The 21,601-nt window shown below is 64.5% G+C and carries 24 protein-coding genes and 2 pseudogenes; 23 read left to right on the top strand and 3 right to left on the bottom strand.

Features of this window, described 5'->3' with window-relative positions; translation table 11 throughout:
* Positions 1–10 precede the first annotated feature (10 nt).
* A complete protein-coding gene (locus MW290_RS04100; protein ID WP_250196022.1) occupies positions 11–697 on the top strand; it encodes a heavy metal response regulator transcription factor in 687 nt (228 codons plus the stop codon).
* A complete protein-coding gene (locus MW290_RS04095) occupies positions 694–2,064 on the top strand; it encodes a heavy metal sensor histidine kinase (protein ID WP_250196021.1) in 1,371 nt (456 codons plus the stop codon). Before MW290_RS04100 ends, MW290_RS04095 begins: the two co-directional genes overlap by 4 nt.
* A 91-nt stretch (positions 2,065–2,155) precedes the next feature.
* On the opposite strand, the pseudogene MW290_RS04090 reads toward MW290_RS04095, so the two are convergent.
* From MW290_RS04090 to MW290_RS04080, 3 genes and pseudogenes are all read right to left on the bottom strand, one after another.
* A pseudogene (locus MW290_RS04090) lies at positions 2,156–3,067 on the bottom strand (IS3 family transposase); the annotation flags it as partial.
* A complete protein-coding gene (locus MW290_RS04085; protein WP_250195931.1) occupies positions 3,063–4,412 on the bottom strand; it encodes an IS110 family RNA-guided transposase in 1,350 nt (449 codons plus the stop codon). The pseudogene MW290_RS04090 and the gene MW290_RS04085, both read right to left, overlap by 5 nt.
* A gap of 226 nt (positions 4,413–4,638) precedes the next feature.
* A pseudogene (locus MW290_RS04080) lies at positions 4,639–5,265 on the bottom strand (transposase); the annotation flags it as partial.
* A 93-nt stretch (positions 5,266–5,358) separates the two neighbouring features.
* Between MW290_RS04080 and MW290_RS32995 the strand changes: the two are divergent.
* The 21 genes from MW290_RS32995 (at position 5,359) to MW290_RS03980 (ending at position 21,599) form a co-directional block, all read left to right on the top strand.
* Complete coding sequence (locus MW290_RS32995) at positions 5,359–5,490, top strand: hypothetical protein (protein WP_259373457.1); 132 nt, start codon at positions 5,359–5,361, stop codon at positions 5,488–5,490.
* 608 nt (positions 5,491–6,098) lie between these two features.
* Positions 6,099–7,757 carry a group II intron reverse transcriptase/maturase gene (gene ltrA, locus MW290_RS04075; protein ID WP_445659480.1) on the top strand — a complete coding sequence of 553 codons (1,659 nt, stop codon included), beginning with the start codon at positions 6,099–6,101 and terminating at the stop codon, positions 7,755–7,757.
* A 26-nt stretch (positions 7,758–7,783) separates the two neighbouring features.
* Positions 7,784–8,239 carry a porin gene (locus MW290_RS04070; RefSeq protein ID WP_250196019.1) on the top strand — a complete coding sequence of 152 codons (456 nt, stop codon included), beginning with the start codon at positions 7,784–7,786 and terminating at the stop codon, positions 8,237–8,239.
* A gap of 284 nt (positions 8,240–8,523) precedes the next feature.
* Positions 8,524–9,009, top strand: a complete 486-nt coding sequence (locus tag MW290_RS04065) for a hypothetical protein (protein ID WP_250196018.1) — start codon at positions 8,524–8,526, stop codon at positions 9,007–9,009.
* Between the two features lie 154 nt (positions 9,010–9,163).
* The gene (locus tag MW290_RS04060) at positions 9,164–9,715 is read left to right on the top strand and encodes a hypothetical protein (protein ID WP_250196017.1); all 552 of its coding nucleotides are present in this window, start codon (positions 9,164–9,166) and stop codon (positions 9,713–9,715) included.
* Between the two features lie 148 nt (positions 9,716–9,863).
* Positions 9,864–10,304, top strand: a complete 441-nt coding sequence (locus MW290_RS04055; RefSeq protein WP_250196016.1) for a hypothetical protein — start codon at positions 9,864–9,866, stop codon at positions 10,302–10,304.
* Between the two features lie 106 nt (positions 10,305–10,410).
* Positions 10,411–10,761 (top strand): hypothetical protein, encoded by a 351-nt coding sequence (locus MW290_RS04050; RefSeq protein ID WP_250196015.1) that lies wholly within the window; start codon positions 10,411–10,413, stop codon positions 10,759–10,761.
* A 10-nt stretch (positions 10,762–10,771) separates the two neighbouring features.
* A complete protein-coding gene (locus MW290_RS04045) occupies positions 10,772–12,223 on the top strand; it encodes a TolC family protein (RefSeq protein ID WP_250196014.1) in 1,452 nt (483 codons plus the stop codon).
* Positions 12,224–12,247: 24 nt separating this feature from the next.
* Complete coding sequence (locus tag MW290_RS04040; RefSeq protein ID WP_250196013.1) at positions 12,248–13,666, top strand: multicopper oxidase family protein; 1,419 nt, start codon at positions 12,248–12,250, stop codon at positions 13,664–13,666.
* A gap of 52 nt (positions 13,667–13,718) precedes the next feature.
* Complete coding sequence (locus tag MW290_RS04035) at positions 13,719–14,243, top strand: cupredoxin domain-containing protein (RefSeq protein ID WP_250196012.1); 525 nt, start codon at positions 13,719–13,721, stop codon at positions 14,241–14,243.
* Positions 14,227–14,718 (top strand): DUF411 domain-containing protein, encoded by a 492-nt coding sequence (locus MW290_RS04030; RefSeq protein WP_250196011.1) that lies wholly within the window; start codon positions 14,227–14,229, stop codon positions 14,716–14,718. The genes MW290_RS04035 and MW290_RS04030 overlap by 17 nt, the downstream gene beginning before the upstream one ends.
* Before the next feature lie 17 nt (positions 14,719–14,735).
* A complete protein-coding gene (locus tag MW290_RS04025) occupies positions 14,736–15,080 on the top strand; it encodes a copper-binding protein (RefSeq protein ID WP_250196010.1) in 345 nt (114 codons plus the stop codon).
* Positions 15,081–15,099: 19 nt separating this feature from the next.
* The gene (locus tag MW290_RS04020; protein WP_250196009.1) at positions 15,100–15,639 is read left to right on the top strand and encodes a hypothetical protein; all 540 of its coding nucleotides are present in this window, start codon (positions 15,100–15,102) and stop codon (positions 15,637–15,639) included.
* A 19-nt stretch (positions 15,640–15,658) separates the two neighbouring features.
* On the top strand, positions 15,659–16,138 hold the full coding sequence (locus tag MW290_RS04015) for a c-type cytochrome (RefSeq protein WP_250196008.1): 480 nt from the start codon (positions 15,659–15,661) through the stop codon (positions 16,136–16,138).
* A 284-nt stretch (positions 16,139–16,422) separates the two neighbouring features.
* Positions 16,423–16,809, top strand: coding sequence for a hypothetical protein (locus tag MW290_RS04010; RefSeq protein WP_250196007.1), 387 nt, complete (start codon positions 16,423–16,425; stop codon positions 16,807–16,809).
* Between the two features lie 20 nt (positions 16,810–16,829).
* Positions 16,830–17,696, top strand: coding sequence for an alpha/beta fold hydrolase (locus MW290_RS04005; RefSeq protein WP_250196006.1), 867 nt, complete (start codon positions 16,830–16,832; stop codon positions 17,694–17,696).
* Positions 17,693–18,955: an MgtC/SapB family protein gene (locus MW290_RS04000; RefSeq protein WP_250196005.1), complete on the top strand. Its 1,263-nt coding sequence runs from the start codon at positions 17,693–17,695 to the stop codon at positions 18,953–18,955. Before MW290_RS04005 ends, MW290_RS04000 begins: the two co-directional genes overlap by 4 nt.
* 6 nt (positions 18,956–18,961) lie before the next feature.
* Complete coding sequence (locus MW290_RS03995; protein ID WP_250196004.1) at positions 18,962–20,251, top strand: phospholipase D-like domain-containing protein; 1,290 nt, start codon at positions 18,962–18,964, stop codon at positions 20,249–20,251.
* A 79-nt stretch (positions 20,252–20,330) separates the two neighbouring features.
* Positions 20,331–20,828, top strand: coding sequence for a hypothetical protein (locus MW290_RS03990; protein ID WP_250196003.1), 498 nt, complete (start codon positions 20,331–20,333; stop codon positions 20,826–20,828).
* Positions 20,829–20,968: 140 nt separating this feature from the next.
* Positions 20,969–21,262 carry a hypothetical protein gene (locus tag MW290_RS03985; RefSeq protein WP_250196002.1) on the top strand — a complete coding sequence of 98 codons (294 nt, stop codon included), beginning with the start codon at positions 20,969–20,971 and terminating at the stop codon, positions 21,260–21,262.
* A 31-nt stretch (positions 21,263–21,293) separates the two neighbouring features.
* Positions 21,294–21,599, top strand: a complete 306-nt coding sequence (locus tag MW290_RS03980) for a DUF2933 domain-containing protein (RefSeq protein ID WP_250196001.1) — start codon at positions 21,294–21,296, stop codon at positions 21,597–21,599.
* Positions 21,600–21,601: the final 2 nt, after the last annotated feature.

Here is a 21,601-nt window from a genome sequence, read left to right as displayed (position 1 = left end):
GAATCTACCCATGAAAATTCTCGTGATCGAAGACGAGGTCCGCTTGGCGGAATACCTGAAAAAGGGCTTGTCGGAGAGTGGCTATGTCGTCGACTTGGCCCACGACGGAATTGACGGACTTCATCTCGCTGTCGAGGGCACCTACGACCTGATCGTCCTGGATGTGATGCTGCCGGGACGGGACGGCTTCGAGGTACTCGCGGAACTGCGCAAGCAGCGCAGGACGCCCGTTCTGATGCTGACGGCCCGGGACGCGGTCGAAGACAAGGTCAAGGGGCTGACCGGGGGCGCTGACGACTACCTCGTCAAGCCGTTCTCGTTCTCCGAACTGTCGGCTCGTGTCCAGGCCCTGTTGCGTCGCGGCGGGGGAGACCGCGATGGACAGATGCCCACCAGCCTCCGGTTGGCGGACCTGGAGGTCGACCTGGCGCGTCGGAAGGCGACACGGGCCGGCAAGCGGCTCGAACTCACACCCAAGGAGTTCAATCTGCTGGTGCTGTTGCTGCGTCGGCGTGGGGAAGTTCTGTCGCGCACCGTGATGGCGGAACAGGTATGGGACATCAATTTCGACAGTGAGACGAACGTCGTCGAGGTGGCCGTACGCCGGCTGCGTGCGAAGCTGGATGAACCGTTCGAGGTCAAGCTGATCCACACGGTCCGTGGCATGGGTTACGTGATGGAGGAGCGCCCGGAGTGAAGCGGCGCTACCTCGTTGCGGTGGAGCAATCACTTGGGGCGCGCCTCTCCTGGTGGCTGGCGCTGCAGGGGTTGATCGCTGCGTTTGCCGTGTCGGGGACGGTCTATGCGGTCAATCTGTGGGTTCTGCAGAGCCGCCAGCATGAGGAACTCGCGGTGAAGAGCGTGGTAGTCCGCCATGCGCTCGCAGAAACGGCTGGAAGCTCGGCGGCCGAAGAGTTGCAGCACAAGCTCAAGGACTTTCTCGCCGGCCACGAGGACATGATGCTGTCCATCACGTCCAGCGATGGGACGGTGATTTTCAGTGCTCCGCGGCCGCCCGAGGGTGGGGATGCTGCTTCGGGCAGCCGGTTCATGCAGGTGTCGTGGGAAGACGCATGGCCCGCGGGCGCCGCCGGTGGCGTGCGGGTGGTACTGGGGCTTGATGTGAGCCGCGACCAGGATCTGCTCCAGCGGCTCGGCTGGATCCTGTTGGCGGCATCACTCATCGGAGCGGGCGTCGTCAGCGTGACAGGGTTCTTGCTGGTCCGCAGAGGCCTTCTGCCGGTGCAAGCATTGGCCGCACAAGTGGACGCGGTCGCGTTGGGAAGGGCAGGGCTGCGGCTGGACGGAGCGGGGCAGCCGCTCGAACTCCGGCCACTGGTCGATCGCTTCAACGCGTTGCTGATGCGTGTCGAACGCGCTTACGCGCAATTGGAAGGCTTCAACGCCGACGTTGCGCACGAACTTCGAACACCGCTGACCACCTTGATCGGTTCGAGCGAGCTGGCCTTGCAGCGCGAGCGACCTGTCGCCGAACTGCAGGACGTGATCGCGGAGAACCTGGAGGATCTGAGGCGCCTCGCGATCATCGTCAACGACATGCTCTTCCTTTCGCAAGCGGACCGCGGTGCAACCGCGCGCCGTTCGCCGGTGACGAGCCTCGCTGCCGAACTCGGCGAGATCATCGAGTACCACGAGGCAGCGCTTCACGACCGGGGTCTGTCAGCGGTATGCGATGGCGACGCGAAGGGTGCCTTTGACATATCTCTTCTGCGCCGCGCGTTGTCCAACTTGTTGAGCAACGCAACCCGCTACGCGGCGCCCGGCTCGACCATTAGGGTCCGGATCGAGTCGGACGGTGGCCGGTCACGGATCTGGGTAGAAAACAAGGGCAACCCGATCGAGCAGGAACACTTGCCACGCCTGTTTGACCGCTTCTACAGGGCCGAGCGCTCTCGTCGCCAGGTTGGCACTTCGAACTATGGATTGGGTCTGGCCATCGTCGCCGCCATTGCCCGGATGCACCAAGGCGAACCGTTCGCCAGATCGGCGGATGGCATCACCGCGATCGGGCTGGACGTACCGTCGAGTTCAGCGGCAGCGTAGCGGGCGCAGTCTCCACCGCGGCGAGGCTCTTGACCTGTTGTCGCCGACCGAAAACTGACCCACCGGGGGTGCGGCGGATTTCTTGGACTGGTTATGCAGCGAGCCCGAGAAGCTTTCGGTGCTCGATGGGGCTGCGGAAGCCCAGTGAACTCTTGATCCGTTCTTCGTTGTACCAGCGGATGTAGGCGTCCAGCGTCTGGATGAACTGGTCGACGCTCGTGGTCAGCCAGTCTCTGCGGTAGAACAGCTCCGTCTTCAGGCGACCGAAGAAGCCTTCACATGCTGCGTTGTCCGGTGAGTAGGCCTTGCGCGACATGGAGCGCACCAGCTTGGCTGCTGCCATGCGGGACAGCCATCCGGGCCAGCGGTAGTGAGCGCCACGATCTGAGTGGACCACCGGCCGATCGGTGCTGGCATCAACTGTCTCGATGGCGGCATCCAACATCGTGTTGACGAGCTCTGCGTCGGGGCGAGTGCCGATCGACCAGCTCACGACCATTCCATCGAAGCAGTCGATCATCGGCGACAGGTACACCTTGCCTGCGGCAATCTGGAATTCGGTGATGTCCGTCAGCCACTTCTTGTTCGGCGCTGTCGCACTGAAGTCGCGCTCAAGCAGGTTGACTGGCGCAGGACTGATCTCGCCAAGATACGAACCGTAGCGGCGGCGCTTTGGCAGGGCAGCAACAAGGCTCTCTTGCTTCATGAGGCGCTGGACGACCTTCTCGGACACGCCGATGCTCTGCCGGTTCAGCGAAGCCTGCATTCGACGGTATCCATAGCAACGATGGTTGTGCTCGAAGATGTCGACCATGGCGCGACGCACCCCGGCGTACTTGTCCACAAGGTTGAGCCGAGCTCGGTGATAGAAGTAGGAACTGCGCGCCATGCCCACCTCTCCCAAGAGCTCCGCCAGCGAGTACCTATGCTTCAGGGCATCGACCAGTTGGGCCTTCTCCTGGTTGGTCAGGAGCCTGCGGTCGATGCCCATCTCTTTCCTAAGAAACACCGCCCGCTGCTGGCTGCAGCGAGAAGCCAAAGCGGGCGGCACGCCGTTCCAGTTGCCTGACGACGCGCTCTCGGTATCGCTGCTCGTATTGATCGACACCAGGGTCCTGATACTGCATGCCGAAGCGCATGGCTCGATAGAAGAGGATCGCCAGCTTACGTGCCGTGGCAGTCACCGCCTTGGCCTTTCCTACACGTGCCGCCAAACGTCGGTAGAAGGCGCCGAGGGCCGTCTCGGTGCGCCCGACGTTGGTCGCCGCCAGCCGCAACTGGGACGTCAGACGACTGGAACCGCGTCGAGTACGCGCCGAGAGCACCTTGCCGCCACTGATCTTGCACCCCGGTGATAGACACAGCCAAGAGGCGAAGTGCTTCTCGGACGGCCACTTGCCAAGATTTGTGCCGCACTCCGCCACCAAGGACAGCGCGAGGCTGGGCCCGAGACCATGGATCAAGGTCAGATCGGTCCCCGTAAGTTGATACAGCAGCGCGCGCACGTCGAACTTCGGCGCGTTGGCTTGCTTGGTCCTGATGCGTGCGGCGCGTAAGGGCGTTTGCGGTTTTGGCCGATCGGCGTTCAGAGCCCGCAGCGAGTTTTCGATCTGCCGATCACAGTCGCCGATGCGGTCTTGGTAGGAATCGAACAGCGCGAGCGCCTGTGCCAACGCGAACACATGCTCTGGCTGGTAGTTGCCCACCAGCGCAGCTCGAATGGTCTGCAAGCTTTCTCGGCACCGGACATCGCGCATGGATGCAAGAACGTCGGGATCTCGCTCGCCTGACACGATCGCTCGAATGATCTTCAGACCCGTCACGCCACTGATGTCGCTCAGGACGTGGTGCAGTTGCAAGTTCATCAGCGTCAGGGCCTTCTGCATGTGCTGCATGTGGGCTGCTGCGTATTCCAGGTGGCGCTCCCGAATCCGCGTGTAGGCGCGCAGCGCCGCGATGTCCGGCGCTGGGTGGAAGCTCGCTCGCAGCAGCCCGCACGCGTGCAAGCGCTGCAGCCACTGCGCGTCATTGACGTCACTCTTGCGGCCGGGAACTGCCTTGCAGTCTCGCGCGTTGGCAAGCACCACGGTCAAGCCATGCGCTTCCAAGATCTCATAGACCGGAACCCAGTACACCCCGGTGGACTCCATCGCGACGGTCGTGATGCCGATCGACGTCAGCCAGTTGGCCATCTGCTCGATGTCGGCGGTGAAGCTGCCGAATGTGCGCACCGGATCGTCGCTCAGCTCCGGCGGCACGGCCGCAACCTGGATGCGCGCGCCGATGTCGATGCCGGCCGCTCTGACGTTGACGATCGGCAGGCCGAGCGCCTTTCCACTCTTGGACATGGCAACCTCCTGTAGGCAAAGCGCCGGACAGGGGAGCGGATCAATCAATTTCCTAAACGGGGTCGCACGAGGCGCCACCACGGCTGGGTCCGCACAGTCCCCAGGGGCCACGTTTTTTGACGGGGACGAATGCCTCCAAAAAGCTGACGGCCACAGTCCGGCCAAGTCAGTGTAGGCCGCTCAGTGTTTCTGTCCACTGGGACGGGGCGCGGCCCCGATGGTCGTTTTTTACGATTTCATTCGCCTTCTCCAGGAGATCGTGCTCGAGTTGAAGGCGGCGAAGGTCGCGACGAAGCGCTTCCAGCTGCTGTTCCAGCTCTGCCCGTTCTGGGCCCGGTGGAGACTCTTTAGAGCGTTTCATGGATGCTGATGCCTCGGCGCCGAGTAGCTGCTTCTTCCAGTTGTACAGCGTGGGCCTGCAGACGCCCATTTCTTGGGCCACCTCCAACGCGCTGCCATGCCGGGTGCACAACGCGATGACTGCGGCGCGCTTGACAGCCAGCGGAGCCTGCACTGGGCACTTGCCAACAACGCGCCTGCCCACCTCTGGACGCAGCTCTTGAACCCACAGAGGAAGTGATCCACGCCCAGGATAGCCCAGCGCCTTGATCGTCGCGGACACGCTGCAACCATGCTCGACGAAGTGCTCCACCGCTGCCACCTTTTGGGCTTGGCTGTACCTTGGCTTGCGGACGTAGCCTGGCGCCAGGTCACGTCGCTGCTCGTACTCTCGATGCCAAGCCTTCAATGAATTCTTGGTTGGGTAGCCGAGCTGTCGGATCGTCGCGCGCACTCGCATACCGAGCTTGATGTAGAGCCTGACCGCTTTCATTCGGTCCTCGTACGAATACATGAACTACCTCCTGGTAGTCCAAGATTTCATCCGCACCCCCGGTGGCTCAGATTTGAATCGGCGCCGACAGAGGGCGTCAACGGCAACAAGTACGTGGGCGGGCGCCTGGGCTACGAGGCGGGTCCGATCAACATCGGCTTCGCGTACGGCAAGACCGAAACCGGTGCGACCACGCCGGACTTCAAGAACTACAACATCCAGTTCGTGCGACGTGAAGTCGCGTAGTTGATTGTTCTACGGGAGAAATCTCGACAGAGAACCCGCCATTCCCCTGGCGGTAGCCTAGAGATGCAAGCATGGCTGGCAACGGCTGTGTTTGAAGCCATCTCGACAATGTAGCCCACCCCGAAAGGGTGAAGCCGACCTCGCGAGAGGAAAGCGGAACTGCCAGCATCAGGCGGTAGGGAGCTAGGCTTGGAAGTATGGTGAACTCATGTGAATCGGCGATAAATCTCGTTACGTTGAACAAGCCAAAGATTGCTGACAGGCTTGAGCCAAATAGGCGACGTGGGCGGTCCTGACGTTGAATTGTGGTCAGGCGGGGACAAAAGCGCTCACCGGGAAATAGCCGACACCTACCCTTCCAGTGTCAATTACGCGGAACACGATAAGCCCGTACTCCCGCCCGACCGGGCAGGCCGACCGCAAGGAAAGCTGTTGGGAATGCGGGTATGGGATGCCGGAGAAAGCGAATGCCGTTCTGTAATGGGACGGATAGGGGTTGAGGCGCAAGCCAACATCACTCCGCGCGAAAGCGAGCAGACTTTCGGCTGGTCTCTCTTTGCAAGAGAGTTTGATGAACCTTCCTAATGGAGGAAAAGCAAATGACGACCATGCAAGTGGTTGGTGCAGCCTCCGGCTGCGAGGTAGCGTGGCACAGCATCGACTGGGCCGACGCGCACCAAACGGTCAGAAGGCTGCAGATGCGTATTGCAAAGGCAGTTAGAGAGGGACGCTGGAGCAGGGTGAAATCTCTGCAATGGCTCCTGACGCACTCGTTTTATGGCAAAGCTCTTGCTGTGAAGCGAGTCACTGAGAACCAAGGCAAGAAGACGCCCGGTGTCGATGGGCAAACCTGGAGCACGCCGGAGTCGAAAGCTGAAGCTGTGTTGTCGCTCAAGCGGAAGGGCTACCAGCCCAAGCCCTTGAGTCGGGTATTCATTCCGAAGGCAAATGGAAAGATGCGTCCTTTGGGGATTCCAACGATGAAGGACAGGGCCATGCAGGCGCTACACCTGCTTGCCCTGGAACCAGTCTCGGAGTCCACTGCTGATCCGAACTCCTACGGCTTCCGGCCGGAACGAGCAAGTAGAGATGCGGCTTTGCAGTGCTACATGGCACTTGCGAAGACGCGATCTGCGCAATGGGTCTTGGATGCAGATATCACCGGCTGCTTTGACAACATCAGCCATGACTGGCTACTCGCCAACATCCCGATGGACAAGGCGATGCTCAGGAAGTGGCTGAAATCCGGCTTTGTATGGAATGGCCAGTTGTTCCCAACCGAGGCAGGAACTCCGCAAGGAGGCATCATTTCCCCGACGTTGGCGAACATGACCTTGGATGGAATCGAGCGAATTCTGCGGGAGCGCTTCGGCGCTCCCGAGACCAGAGCGGCTTGGAAGAACAAGGTTCACTTGATCCGGTATGCAGATGACTTCGTGGTCACAGGCGCGACGAGAGAAACGCTGGACGAAGCGAAGCAGATGATCGTGGAATTCCTGGCAGTGCGAGGTCTGACCTTATCGCCGGAGAAGACCAAGGTCGTGCATATCGAGGAAGGCTTTGATTTCCTCGGATGGAACGTGCGCAAGTACGATGGGAAATTCCTCATCAAGCCTGCGAAGAAGAACGTGCAAGCGTTCTTGCGGAAAGTCCGGGGCACGATCAATGAGGCCAAGACAGCGAAGCAGGAGACGGTGATAGCGAAACTCAACCCGGTCATTCGTGGGTGGGCAAACTATCACCGGAACCAGGTGGCAACGGACACCTTCAACAGGGTGGACTCGCTCATCTGGCGATGGCTTTGGCGCTGGTCATGCCGCAGGCATCCGAACAAGAGGTCTGACTGGATAAAGGATCGTTACTTTATTCGTGAAGGACTTCGAGACTGGGTGTTCAGCACGACGGTAGTGGATGAAGATGGCCGCGAGAGGAAGGTGACATTGGCGAAGGCCGCTGACACCTCAATCAAGCGCTATACGAAGATCAAGGGTGAGGCACATCCATACGATCCCGCGTGGGAGCGATACTTCGAAGACAGGCTCGGCCTGTCTATGAAAGACAGCTTCAGGGGTCGCGGCCAACTGCTTCATCTTTGGTACGCACAAGAGGGCGCATGCCCGGTCTGCAACGAGCGCATCACGAAGGAGACAGGTTGGCATGTCCACCACGTCCTTCCGAGGGCTCAAGGCGGAACGGATGCAATGCGAAACCTGGTGCTGCTGCATCCAAACTGTCACAGGCAAGTCCATAGCCGCGGTAAGAAGTGAACTGCCGGCTCCGGTAAAACGGGGCTTTGACGAGGCTTGAGCCCGGTGCGGGGAAACTCGCACGCCGGGTTCTTAGGGGGGGATGGCGCAGCAATGCACTGTCCCTACCCGACAACTACAGGTTCGGCTTTGCCACCCTGCACACGCTGTACGACGTCAAGGAGTGGAACCCGCGCAAGACTAAGGATCTGTCGATCGGCGCCACGGTGCCCGTCGGCCCGGGCGCATTGAAGGTTGGCTACACCAGGGCGGATCGCTCGGGCGGCCCCGCTGGTTCCGGGTTCTCCGACGCCGACGACAGCACCCGCCTGGGTGTCGGGTATGTCTACGACCTTTCGAAGCGCGCCGCGATGTACACGACCTACGGTCAAGTGACGAACAAGGGCGCTGCGCGCAGCTCCGTCCTCTACACGCCGCCGGCAGCCATGCTGGGCGGCGAGAAGTCGTCCGGTCTCGAGTTCGGCATTCGCCACACCTTCTGACGGGCGATCGCTGCGGCGTCCCGCACTGGCCTCGACGGGCCGGTGCAGGTGCCGCGGCGACCAGCTGCGGACGGTGCCAGTGGCGCCGTCCGCGCTGCCCGAACAGAACATGCAGTCGAGCGATGCGAGCCGTCGGCGGGTGTCGTTGGGGCGCCGTATGACGAAGATGTAATGGACCGGCAAGCAGTCTGTCGGTGCGCGATTCCTACAGTGGCTCCACGGTGCACGAAGGCACCGCAACCGGTGAACCCCCACAAGAGGTGCACCCGTCACAGGAGTCCATCATGAAGTTCCGTTTCAGTCTGATCGCGCTGGTGAGTGCCGTGTCTCTGCCTGCGCTGGCAACCTCCGGCATCACCCCGGTTCCGGGTGAAGCCGGCTTCACGACCCATGCGATGCCGTCGGCAAAGTCGCGCGCCGACGTCATCAAGGAACTCGAGGCATGGAAGCGCAATCCGGTCACGGCCGACGGTTGGCGCGAAGTCGGGGGCGAGGCGGGCTGGGTCTTCGTCGGGACGAACAACCCCAGCAAGACGCGAGCGTCGGTCATCGCGGAGACGATCGAAGCCAAGCGTAACCCGGTTTCGGCCGACGGCTGGCTCGATGTCGGTGGCGAAGCCGGGGCGGTCTACGTCGGCGTCCAGGGCGACACGCGCAACGCTGCGAACGCCGGCAAGCCTTCCCAGGCAGGCGCAGTCAACGTCCCCGGTGGGCTGAGCCGCAGTGGTCACAAGAGCGGCGCGACAGCCACCTCGCACATGCATCGCTGATGCATCGGCGGTGGGCGGGCGGCATCGAGACGACGTGGCCAATCAGTAGCGTCGTCCATCCGCCCATCGTCGGGCTACCGACAGCCCTCTGATGAAGCGCCGGCTGGTGCAGCCAGCCGATCTCGGTTGTACGGGGCGAACGCCCGGAGGTCTGATGCGAAAGACTCAGTCCCCGATGGGACGCCGAGCCGCATTGATCGCGCTCGGCTCAGGCACGCTGCTTCTCGCTGCGTGTGCGTCCAAGCCCATTCGGCCGGCAAATGCCGATGGCACGTGGTGTCACCGTGTCGGCAAGGCGCCACGCTACAAGCTGACCTGCACCCGTGCGCCCGTGCCGCCGCCCACCGTGGAGGCCGAGGCCAAGCGCTTCGCCGTTTCGGCGGATAGGCTCACGGTGTACGTGGTGCGCAAGCGGTGGGCTGATTCCGCCAACCTCGTCAAGCTGACCGTCGACGGAAGTGCACTGGCCGAAACCGTGCCAGAGTCCTTTGTCCGCTTGAGGCTGCCGCCCGGTGAGCATGCCCTGCGGGCGACCTGGGCACGAGGAGAGGCCCAGGCGATCATCAGCGGTGCCGCAGGCGAGATCCGATTCCTTGAACTTGTCGGCTCGGTTTGGGCTTGGGGAAGCACCTACGAGTTCGAGCCCGGCGACGAGGCGAGCAGGGATCGTGTCCTTCGCGTTCGCATGGTGGCCGACGTCGGATGAGACCGGCGGAGACCAACCACCGCCGTCGGTCAGAAGTCTCGAGAACATTACGAATCCGTAAGCCTCTTGAGCGGATCGTGTCGGACGGCAATCCGTAGACTGCGGCGCAGGATGATGTTTCTCAATGCACTAGGGTAAAATTCCGGGTATGTCGGGTGTGGTTCGCCTCCTTCTCATCTGGTTCATCGCTGCCGCCGTCCCCCTGAAGGGCTTGGCAGCGGTGACCATGGGTGGGTGCGGGCCGGGACACCACTCTCCCAGCCAGTCTGGCGAGGTCGTTCAGCACACCACGCACGTCGACTCCGCTGATGCGCGCGAGGATCTCCGGTTCGACGACTCCGTCAGCGCAACCGAGGCCGTGAACGAAGTTCTCCAGACGGCGTCGGATCCTTCGACGGGACATTCGGCGCAGCTGAAGATGAAGTGCAGCAGTTGCGCTCCGTGCTGCAGCGTCGCAGCGCCCGCGCTCGAGCGGGTGAGCATTTCCCATGCGGATTCGACATCAACTGCTGTTGCCTTCCTGGAAATCCGCTTTCCAGCGGTCTTTGCGGACGTGCCGCACCGGCCTCCCCGCCTGATCCTCGCCTGACTGCCACCCTGGTTGATCGCCCCGCGGCGATACGACCAGCATCGTGAACCGGTCCAACGCCTGCTCAGCAGGCCTGGTGAGCCGGACCGACTCAAGCGAGGATGTCATGAAGATTGCCATGTTCCGCTGGCTTGCGCCGGCATTCCTGGTTGCGGTCTGCTCTGCGAGCCTGGCCCAAACCGCGGCCGGCAAGAGAGCCGATCCACTCGATTCCTCGGCCGCCGTTCCGCCCCTGGTGTTCCAGTCGACGCTTGGCGGCTACCAGCGTCACGCCGAACAGCCCGTGGGATCCTGGCGCGAAGCCAACGAGACCGTCAACCGCGTCGGAGGCTGGCGGGCCTATGCGCGCGAGGCTCGGCAGCCTGACGCACCCGCCACGAACAACGCGCCTTCGAAGCCGGCAACGCCGGCGCCGACCAGCGCACCCGCCGGGCACGGCGGGCACAAGATGAACTGAGGTCAAGCGGATGAATTCACCTTCCCATCTCGGGCGTGTCGCGCCCGACCGCCCGAGCGTGCGGCGCTCGGGCCTGCTCGTCGTCCTCCTGGCTTCCGCAGTGCTTGCGGGCTGCGCCAGCTTCTCGCCGGACGCGGGGTTCTCGTCGATCGAGTCCGCGGCCAAGGAGAAGCTCGGCAAGGACGTCCGCTGGGCGCGCAGTGATGCCGATGCCGACGCCATCGATCGCCGCGTCCAGGAGTTGCTCGCCAAGCCGCTTAGCGTTGACGATGCGGTTCAGATCGCCCTGCTCAACAACCGCGGTCTGCAGGCTCGTTTTCAGGACCTCGGCATCACCGAGGCCGAGGTTGTGCAGGCCGGGCGCCTGCCGAACCCCGGATTCACGTTCGGGCGCCTTCGGCAAGGCGACGAGATCGAGCTGGAACGCGGGTTGCACCTGAACCTCGCACGGCTGTTGACGCTGCCCATGGTTTCGCGGCTGGAAGCGCGCCGCTTCGAGCAGGTCAAGCGCGAAGTCACGATGGATGTTCTGTCGCGCGCGGCCGAGACGCGCAAGGCCTACTTCCAGGCCGTCGCAGCCGAAGAGACCGTGCGCTACATGCGGCAGGTGAAGCAGACGGCCGAAGCGAGCGCCGAGCTGGCTCGGCGCATGGAGCAGGTCGGCAACTTCAGCAAGCTGGCGCGGGCGCGGGAGCAGGCCTTCTACGCCGACGCCGCCCTGGGCCTCGCTCGCGCCGACCAGGCGCAGCGTGCTTCGCGTGAGCGGCTGGCGCGCCTGTTGGGCGTCTGGGGCGATCAGACCCAGTTCCAGTTGCCCGAGCGCCTGCCGGACCTGCCGGCCGAGGTGCGAAATCAGCCCGACATCGAAGCGATCGCGCTGTCCCAGCGACTCGACGTGCAGGCCGCCAAGCTGGGCGCGGAGCAGACCGCGAAGAACCTGGGTCTGACCCGCACGACGCGTTTCATCAACGTGCTGGAACTCGGGCTGGTGCGCAACACGTCCAATGAGGCCCCGCGTCAGACGGGCTGGGAGATCGGCCTGGAGCTGCCCCTCTTCGACTGGGGCGGCGCCCGGGTGGCACGCGCCGAAGCGATCTACATGCAGGCGCTGCATCGTGCGGCGGAGACCGCGATCAACGCCCGCTCGGAGGTTCGCGAGGCCTATGGCAACTACCGGTCCGCCTACGACATCGCGCGCCACCAGCGTGATGAGAGCGTGCCGCTCAAGAAACGGATCTCGGAAGAGCAGGGGCTGCGCTACAACGGAATGATCATCGGGGTCTTCGAGCTCCTTGCCGACGCACGCTCCCAGATCACGAGCGTCAATGCATACATCGAGTCGCTGCGCGACTTCTGGCTGGCCCAGTCGGATCTCGACATGGCACTCATCGGCAAAGCGGCCATGGCCTCGCCCACTGGCCCCGCCGCCGCAGCGGTAGATGGCGGCGGCGCCGGCCACTGACCCCTTCAATCAAGGATCTCGAACATGGTTTCCCGACGCAACTTCATCGGCGGCGCTGGCGCAGTGACCGCCGCGGTGAGCGCCGCAGCGGTCAGCAAGGTCGCGATGGCGGCATTGCCCGAGCCGGTCATCCAGACCAAGCCCGACACGATGCCGCCGCTGGTGCCCAACACCGGCCGGCCCTACAACCCGGTCGTCACGCTCAACGGCTGGACGCTGCCCTGGCGCATGAACAACGGCGTGAAGGAGTTCCACCTCGTTGCCGAGCCGGTGGTGCGCGAGATGAGCCCTGGCTTCAAGGCTCACCTGTGGGGCTACAACGGCCAGAGCCCGGGGCCGACGATCGAGGTGGTCGAAGGTGACCGCGTGCGCATCTTCGTCACCAACAAACTTGGCGAGTTGACCAGCATCCACTGGCACGGCCAGCGCCTGCCCAACGGCATGGACGGCGTAACGGGGCTGAACCAGCCTGGCATCCCACCGGGCAAGACCTACGTGTACGAGTTCGTCGCGCGCCGCCCCGGCACCTTCATGTACCACCCGCACGCTGACGAGATGGTGCAGATGGCGATGGGGATGATGGGCTTCTGGATCACGCATCCGAAGAACAAGCATCCGCTGATCGACGAGGTGGACCGCGACTTCTGCTTCCTGCTCAACGCCTATGACATCGATCCGGGCAGCTACACGCCGAAGATCATGACGATGCTGGACTTCAACCTGTGGAGCTGGAACAGCCGGATCTTCCCCGGCATCGACCCGCTGGTGGTGAGCCATATGGACAAGGTTCGCATCCGCATCGGCAACCTGACGATGACGAACCACCCGATCCACCTGCACGGGCACGAGTTCCTGGTCACCGGCACCGACGGCGGGCCGACGCCGAAGAGCACGCGAAAGTACGAAGTGACCGAAGACATCGCGGTCGGGCAGATGCGGCAGGTTGAGTTCCTCGCCGACGAGGAAGGCGACTGGGCCTTCCATTGCCACAAGAGCCACCACACGATGAACGCGATGGGTCACGACGTGCCGACGATGATCGGCGTGGACCATCGCGGTGTCGCGCGGCAGATCACCAAGCTCGTGCCCGAGTACATGGTGATGGGCGAGCGCGGCATGAAGGACATGACTGAGATGGAGATGCCGCTGCCCGACAACACCGCGGCCATGATGACGGGGCAGGGGCCGTTCGGTTCGGTCGGCATGGGCGGCATGTTCAGCGTCGTGAAGGTCCGCAAGGGACAGAGGCGCGGCGACTACAGCGACCCGGGTTGGTACAAGCACCCGCCCGGCACGGTGGCCTACGAGTTCACCGGCCAACTGCCGGACCCGGCACGCTTCAAGGCGGAAGGGAGCGGCTCGATGCCCTCGGTCGCAAAACCGGGCCAAGAGGTCGAAGTCAAGGTGCGCAAACCCGGCGGCGGGCATGCAGGCCACAACTGAGCGGCGCGAGCCGACTCTCAATCTGTCCAATCCGTAACAGGAAGGAAACCTGATGAAGCAGTTCAAGCCATTTCTCGCGGCTGCGCTCGTGGCCATCTCCGCCTCCGCAATGGCGCACGGCGACGAGGACCATGCCAAGAAGGCCGGTCCGGTCAAGAAGGAACAGAAGGACTGGGGGATCGCCGGGGACGCCAAGTCCGCCAAGCGAACCATCGAAATCGGCATGGGCGACAACATGCGCTTCACGCCGGAGCGGATCGAGGTGCGCCAGGGAGAGACCGTCAAGTTCGTCGTGCGCAATGCCGGCAAGACCATGCACGAGTTCGTGATCGGCACGAAGGCCGAGAACGACAAGCATGCCGAACTGATGGTGAAGTTCCCGAACATGGAACACGACGAGCCGTACATGGCCCACGTCGGACCGGGCAAGACCGGGGAGATTGTCTGGACCTTCAACCGGCCGGGCGACTTCGACTTCGCATGCTTGATTGCGGGCCACTACCAGGCCGGCATGGTCGGCAAGATCACGGTTGCCGCGTCGAGTGCCAAGGGTGACGGGCATGCGCACAAGCATTGACCCGGCGCGCCACGGCAAGGCTCGTCGAGCGCTGCTGACGGCTTCGGGAGCCGTTGCGCTGCTCGGGCCTGCCCTGCTGCGTGCGCAAACGCGGCCCCTCCACATGGAAGTGTGGAAGAGCCCTTCGTGCGGCTGCTGCAAGGAATGGATCAAGCACGTCGAGTCACACGGATTCCGCGTGACGGTGCACGACGTCGGCAACACGGCCGCTCGCGAGCGCATGAAGGTTCCGATCAAGCTCGGCTCCTGCCATACGGCCGTGGTCGGCCGCTACGCCATCGAAGGTCATGTGCCTGCGGCCGACGTGCTCCGTCTGGTCAAGGAGGCGCCCGACGCCGTGGGGCTGGCAGTACCCGGCATGCCCGTCGGCTCTCCCGGCATGGACGGCCCGGACTACGGCGACCAGCGGGATCCCTTCGACGTGCTGCTCGTCGCCAAGGACGGCAGCACGCGCGTTTTCAACTCATATCGTTGACCCAAGAATGGAACGTCATGAAATATGCACTCTCCGCCCTGATGACCTCGCTCGTCCTGAGCACGCCCGTCTGGGCACAGCAGAAGGCTGACGAGCACGCAGGTCACCATGCCGCAAGCAGTCCGACGGCCACGGCCGACGAGATGACCGACGCGGAAGTCCGAAAGGTCGACCTCGACGCGGCCAAGATCACGTTGAAGCATGGCGACATTAAGAGCCTTGAAATGCCGGCCATGACCATGGTGTTCAACGTGCGCGACAAGGCCATGCTGGGCCAGGTCAAGGCCGGAGACAAGGTGAAGTTCAAGGCCGTCAACGAGGCCGGCAAGTTCACGGTCACGGACCTCAAGGTGGTTCGCTAGGTCCTGCGAGGACGGTGCGATGCGCTCCTCGGTCGCGAAGGCGCTCAGCGTCGGCATTGTTGCGACGCTGAGTGCCGCGGGTCTGGCGTGGCACGAGTGCGTGTTGCTCGCGGCCTCCGCGGCTGCTGCGCATCGGCTGTTCCTTTGGGGCATGGACAACGGCGCTCCATGGGATGCATGGCGTGCAGGAGTCCGCTGCCTCTTTGCGGGTCTGTTGGGGCTGCTGCTCGCCGTTGCGCTGTTCGCCATCATCGCGGCTGGCTTGGCGGGCTACTGGCAGATGGGGCATCACAATGCGCGCGCCACACTCGCATTGGTCGCCGTTGCTGCAGCCCTTCTGGTCGTTGTTCAGTTGGACCGGCAGGCCCGTTGGGCCGAAACACGCTTCTGGGCCTTCGTTGCTGGCGGCATCGCGGTGACGTTTGCGGCATTGCGGCCCGACCAGGAATTGCTCCCATGCCTGGTCTCTGCAGGCATCGGGACGTGGCTGGCCCTTGCAAGCTGGCGGATGGTCCGAACGCAAGCGCGCGATCTGCTTCGATCAGACGCGAGGATGTGATGCCGATCAGGACGAGCGCATGAAACGAAGCCGGTTGCTCCTGGCTGTCGCTGTGATCGGTGCGGTGGTTCTGTTCGTTGCCATCTCGCGCCTGGCGCCAAAGCTGGCAAGCACCGGGCTGCTCAAACCTGACGATGTCGAGGTGACGGCGCGGGGGCGGCAGGTCTACGGAACGCACTGTGCCGCCTGTCACGGGGCGAAGCTCGAGGGCCAGCCCAACTGGCGCCAGAGAGACGCGCAAGGCCGCCTGCCAGCACCGCCACACGACGCCACCGGACACACGTGGCACCACCCCGACGAGACGCTGTTCCGAATCACGAAGTTCGGCGTCGCCAAGGCTGCCAACCTGGCGTCGTACGAATCCTCGATGCCTGCGTACGAAGGCGTGCTGACCGATTCCGAGATCGTGGCCGCGCTCTCCTGGATCAAGGCTCAGTGGCCCATCAGCATCCGGGCCAAGCACGACGAGATGAACCGCAGTTCGTCGCAGCAACGCTGAGCCGATGCCGCACGAGTTCAGGAACCTCTCGAGTCTTTCGCACGGCGAGTTGGGGCTCATGCTGGTCGGCGGCTTGGCGAGCGCTGCGGTCATCATCGGACTGGCGCTGGTCCTTGCCTGGAAGAACCGTCGCAGGAATGCCGACGGGAGCCGGACGCAACAGCCGAAGCCTCGGAAGGTAAAGCGCCGAAAGCGACGATGAGGATGGGTGGGGAACGTGTCGCGCGTCAAGGCAGCGCCGTGCGGCGTCGAGGATGATGCTGACCCAACAAGGACCAAAGTTCATGCAGACCGCCAGATTCGCTATGACCGCCATTGCGTTGGTGACGGCAAGCCAAGCCTTCGCGGCCTCCCACATTGTCGAGATCGCCTGGAGTCGCGACGGCGCATTCGCTCACGGCGCCAACGTCGAACCGGGCAGATTCGTCGAGCTTTGCGGCAAGCTCGCGCCGGGGGACTCCATTCGCTGGGAGTTCGCCGCGTCGGTACCCGTCGACTTCAACATTCACTATCACGTGGGCAAGGAGGCTGAGTTCCCGGCCAAACAGGCTCAGGTGAGTTCCGGACAGGACACCTTGCGGGTTGCGGTGCGCGAGGACTACTGCTGGATGTGGAGCAACAAGTCGTCGGGCCCCGCGCGAGTCGATGTTCGGCTCCAGCGCCAGAACTGAGGTCGTGGCGGCCGATGCGCATGGGGACCGAGACACTGCCGCTGAAGCGCTTTGACGCGGGGCACGGTCAGCATTGCGCGGTCCTGCTGCACGGACTGGGCGGGACCCATCGCTACTGGACCTGCGGGCCGGTGCCGTTCGCACTGTCGGGGCACCGCACCGTCCTGATCGACCTGCTTGGCTTCGGTGAGTCGCCGAAGCCCTGGATGCGCTACAGCGTCGAGCGCCACGTCGCCGCGCTGCATGCGAGCCTGGCCGGGGACCGCTCCTTGACGCTGGTCGGGCACTCGCTCGGGGCCGCGCTGGCGCTTGCCTATGCCGCCCGCTATCCGTCGGTCGTCAGGCGGCTCGTACTGATCAGTCTTCCCAACTTCGGCGGGGCCGAAGGAGCCGTCGCCTGGTTTGCGCGGCAGCGTGGCGGCTGGATCTACACGAACATGTGGGCGACCGCGCTCGCATGCATCCTGACGCGGCGGGTCGTCGGACGCCTGTTGCCGCGCCTTCTTCGCGACATCCCGCGCGAAGTCGCCGAAGACCTCGTTGCGCACAACATGGTGTCGTCGACCTCGTCCTTGTGGGAGGCGCTGTACCGCCATGACTTGCGCGTCGAGGCCGAGGCGACGGCGCAGATCCTGCCAGTCCTGATGTTGCACGGCAGTTTGGACCTGACCGCGCCTTTGGACGGGGCGCAGGCACTGGCGACCGCGCGCTCGATGTGGGAGATGCGCGTTCTCGAGGGCGTGGACCACCATCCCTGGCTGCGAGCACCCCACGCGTGCCTGCAACACATCGAGCAGTGGCTGTCGAGCGTCGGGGAGCTGCCGCCGATGATCCCCCCCGAGCAATGTGTACCTGCCAATGAACTCGGCACGGAATCGCAGCCATGAGCGGCGTGTCCCTGTCGGATCTGATGGGGCTCGGGATCGCGCTGGCGGCGGGCCTGCTCATCGGCTTGGAACGCGGCTGGCACCAGCGCGATCTGCCCGACGGACACCGCGTTGCCGGCCTGCGCACGTTTGCGCTGATCGGCTTGCTCGGCGGCCTGAGCGGTCTGCTGGCGCAACGATGGGGGGCGGTCCTCCTGGTCGTCGTGCTGGCCGCGGTGGCGCTGCTGGTCCTGGCCGGCTACATCGTGACGGCCCGCATGCACAGCGTCATGGGCCTGACCACGGCGATGGCCGCCATCACCACGTTCCTCGTCGGTGTGCTGGCGGCGGACGGCAGCACATTGCTCGCCGCCGCCGTCGCGGTGGTGACGGTCGCGCTGCTGCAACTCAAGCGGCCGATGCACAGCGGCATCGGCAAGCTCACCGAAGGCGAGTTGACCAGCGGCATTCAACTGCTGCTGATCAGCGTCGTCATCCTTCCGGTCCTCCCCGATCGCGGGTTCGGCCCCTTCGAGGCTCTGAATCCCTACAAGCTCTGGTGGGCGGTCGTGTTGCTCGCCTTGCTCTCGTTCATCGGATTCGTCCTGATGCGCTGGCTTGGCGCGCGGCGCGGTCTGACCCTTACCGCACTGCTGGGCGGATTGGTGTCCAGCACGGCCACTACCGCGACGCTGGCGCGCTGGTCCAAGGAAGCCCCGCAATGGCGGCCACTGGCTGCCGGAGGTGCCACGCTCGCGTGCGCGGCCATGTTCGGCCGCATGGCAGTGCTTGTCGGCGCCGCCGCGCCGGCTCTCGGCATGGCGACCGTCGGGACCCTGGCCGCCATGGCCGTCGCCGGCGCTGCGTTCGGTGCGTACCTGACCACGCGCGAGCAGGCGGGGGACCTGCCGGACCTGTCGACCCAGAATCCGCTGAACCTGACTGCGGCCGTCCAGTTCGCGCTGTTCCTCGCCGCGGTGCTGCTCGCCGGGCGATTCCTCGCGGACCGGTTCGGCGACGCCGGATTGCTGGTCACGGCGGCGATCTCGGGCCTGGTTGACGTCGATGCCATCACACTGTCGGTGGGCCGCATGGTCGGCGACGGGGTCGTGGGCGCGTCGGTCGCGGGCCTGGCCATCTTTCTCGCGGCCGCGGTCAACCAGGTCACCAAGCTCGGGCTGCTGTGGGTACTCGACAGTCGATCGCTGGCGCTCAGGGTGCTGCCGGCTTATGCGGCGATGGCACTCGTCGGTGTCGGAGCAGCGCTCGCATTGCGCTGAGTTGCGTTGACCTTCCAGCTGTGGCACCTGTTCCTGCTGGCCAGCGCTTCGCTGCTGGGTCTGCTCTTCGTGCTTGTACTCGCCGAACCCGGGCTGCCCTACGATATCGACGACCACCTCCCGTCGCCGGAGGATCACGAGTTCATGGGCCTGCTCGCGGCGCTGGTCGATGCGCCCGTCACGAAGGCAGCCTCCATCGAGGTGCTGACGAACGGGGTCGCGTTCTATCCGGAGGAGTTGGCCACCATCGCACGCGCCCGTCGCAGCGTGCACCTGGAAGCCTACGTCTTCCACGTCAGCGCCGCGGCGGACAAACTCGTCGACCTGCTGACCGAGCGTGCGCACGCCGGCGTCCGCGTGCGCCTGGTCATCGACGCGATCGGCAGCTGGCGAACGCCCTCCGCGTACTTCGACGGGCTGCGCGCGGCCGGTGGCGAGGTCGCCTGGTACCAGCCGGTGCGCTGGCACACGCTGAAGCGGTTCAACAACCGCACGCACCGTGAACTGATCGTCGTCGATGGCGAGGTTGCGTTCGTCGGCGGCGCCGGCTTCGCGGCCTGGTGGGACACCGGGCCGCCCGGGCAGCCGCCGTGGCGCGACACCATGGTGAGGCTCGAAGGAACCATCGTCACATCGGTGCAGGCCGCCTTCGCCGAGAACTGGCTCGAAAGTACGGGCCAACTGCTCACCGATCCGGGATCGTTCGCCCACTGCCGCGCCCTCGGCAGCCAGCCCGCCGTGGGCACCGATGCGATCGTCGTGACGGGCACGCCGTCTGCGGGCCGGGCCACGCGGGCACGCATGTTGTTCCAGTTGCTGATCGCCGGAGCCCGCCGGTCGATCCGCATCACCTCACCCTACTTTCTGCCGGACCGCAGCATGCGGGCCGAACTGCGAAAGGCGGTGCGCCGCGGCGTGCGTGTGCAGGTCGTCGTGCCCGGCGCTCTCAACAACCACCCGATCGCCCGGCGGGCGAGCCGGCGCCGCTATGGGGACCTGCTCAGCGGCGGCGTGGAGGTGCTGGAGTACGAACCCGGCATGAATCACAGCAAGGTGCTGCTCGTCGACGAGCTGTGGGTCGTCGTCGGGTCCAGCAACTTCGACAACCGGTCGTTCGGCCTGAACGACGAACTCAATCTGGCCCTGCCCGATCGCGCGCTGGCAGCGCGCCTGCGCGAGGACTTCGAGCGCGACGCTGCGCTCAGCAGGTCCGTCGACCTGCTCGACTGGCGCCGGCGGCCGATGTCCGAGCGAGTGCTGGCGCTGCTCGGTGCACTGGTGGAGCGGCAGCAGTAGGGCAATACGGCAGTACCGCGACTCGTCGGCGTGAGCGGCCGACCAGGACCGGAGTCCGTAGTCGACTACGGAGGCATTGTTGATGCCGATCAAACGGCGTTGGCGAGTCCGCGCCTATTCTCGACTCAACGAATCTGCCTTGCCTCGCCCGCGCGTCATCATGTTCAGCGATCGCCGACGTCTCCGCCGATGGGCAGCCCAGGTGCTGCTCGTGTGGCTGTTCGGCCTCGCGATGGGTGTGGCCAACGCCTGCGCTCTTGGCGAGCCGGCGCATCACCGCTCCGAAGTGGCAACGACGCCTGCCGCCGACGCTGTTCAGAAGCACGAACACGGCAACGAGCAGGGTGACCTTGCCAAGATCAACTGCCTGGACTTCTGCGAGAAGTCGTCGATCGGCGCCCCGCAGTTGAAGGTTGTCGGCGACGGCTTGGCCGCGCTCGGTTTCGCGCTGCCAGTGTCCCACACACTTTCGGCGGCCGGCCAGGCCGAGCACTCAGTCGATCAACTGGTGGTCGACTCGCCGAACCTGCCCGGCGGGCCTCCGCCGCGCATCGCGTTCCAGCGCCTCGCGCTTTGACACGCCCGGACGCCGCGCGGATCTGATCCGCGCCGCGTCCTGTCTTCCGATCGCCCTCGCGCCCGCAGCGGCGCTGTGAGGCGGCGGCATTCCCCGCTCGGGTTTCCGTTCCGTGTCCTTTCCTCATCAGGAGTCTTGCCATGCGCACCCCCCTCGTTCTGCTGTCGTCCTTTGTCGTCCTCGCGCTCGGAGTCGCCGGCGCGGCGGCGCAGGAGCGCCCTGCGGCCGCCCCGGCTGTCGCTGCTGCGGCATCCATGCCGATGCCCATGGACTGCAGTGCCGGCGCGATGAAGCGCCATGACCACGGTGCCGAGCGCAATGCGCCTTCGGCCAAGTCCATGCCCTGTGCACCAGCCGAAGCGGCGTCAAGCGCTAAGGCCAAGGCGAGGACCAAGCCCGTGCACGACCACGCGAAGTTCCACAAGAACCAGTGACCGACGCATCAAGGCAGCCAGGAGATCCTCCATGAACCACTCCCATGAACACGGCAACGGTCGCCCGTCCGGCCCGAACTGGTCCCGCATCAACCAATGGGTGCTGTGGATCGGTCTGGCTGCTGCAGTGGCCTGGATGTTCTTCCGCCACAACGCGCACCTCGGGCAACTGCTGCCATTCCTGATCCTGCTGGCCTGCCCGCTGATGCACTTGTTCGGGCACGGCGGGCACGGCGGGCATGGCGGCCACGGTGGACATGGCGGCGGGTCGGACACGAAGCCCAAGGACGACACGCGCCAGCTTCCTCCCGGTGGCCAGGGCGGCCACCAGCACTGAAA

Origin of the sequence: Aquincola tertiaricarbonis, from assembly GCF_023573145.1 — a bacterium.
Classification (GTDB): domain Bacteria; phylum Pseudomonadota; class Gammaproteobacteria; order Burkholderiales; family Burkholderiaceae_C; genus Aquincola; species Aquincola tertiaricarbonis_B.
Note: the sequence above shows the minus strand (reverse complement) of the source record. Positions and strands in the feature narration are given on the sequence as shown.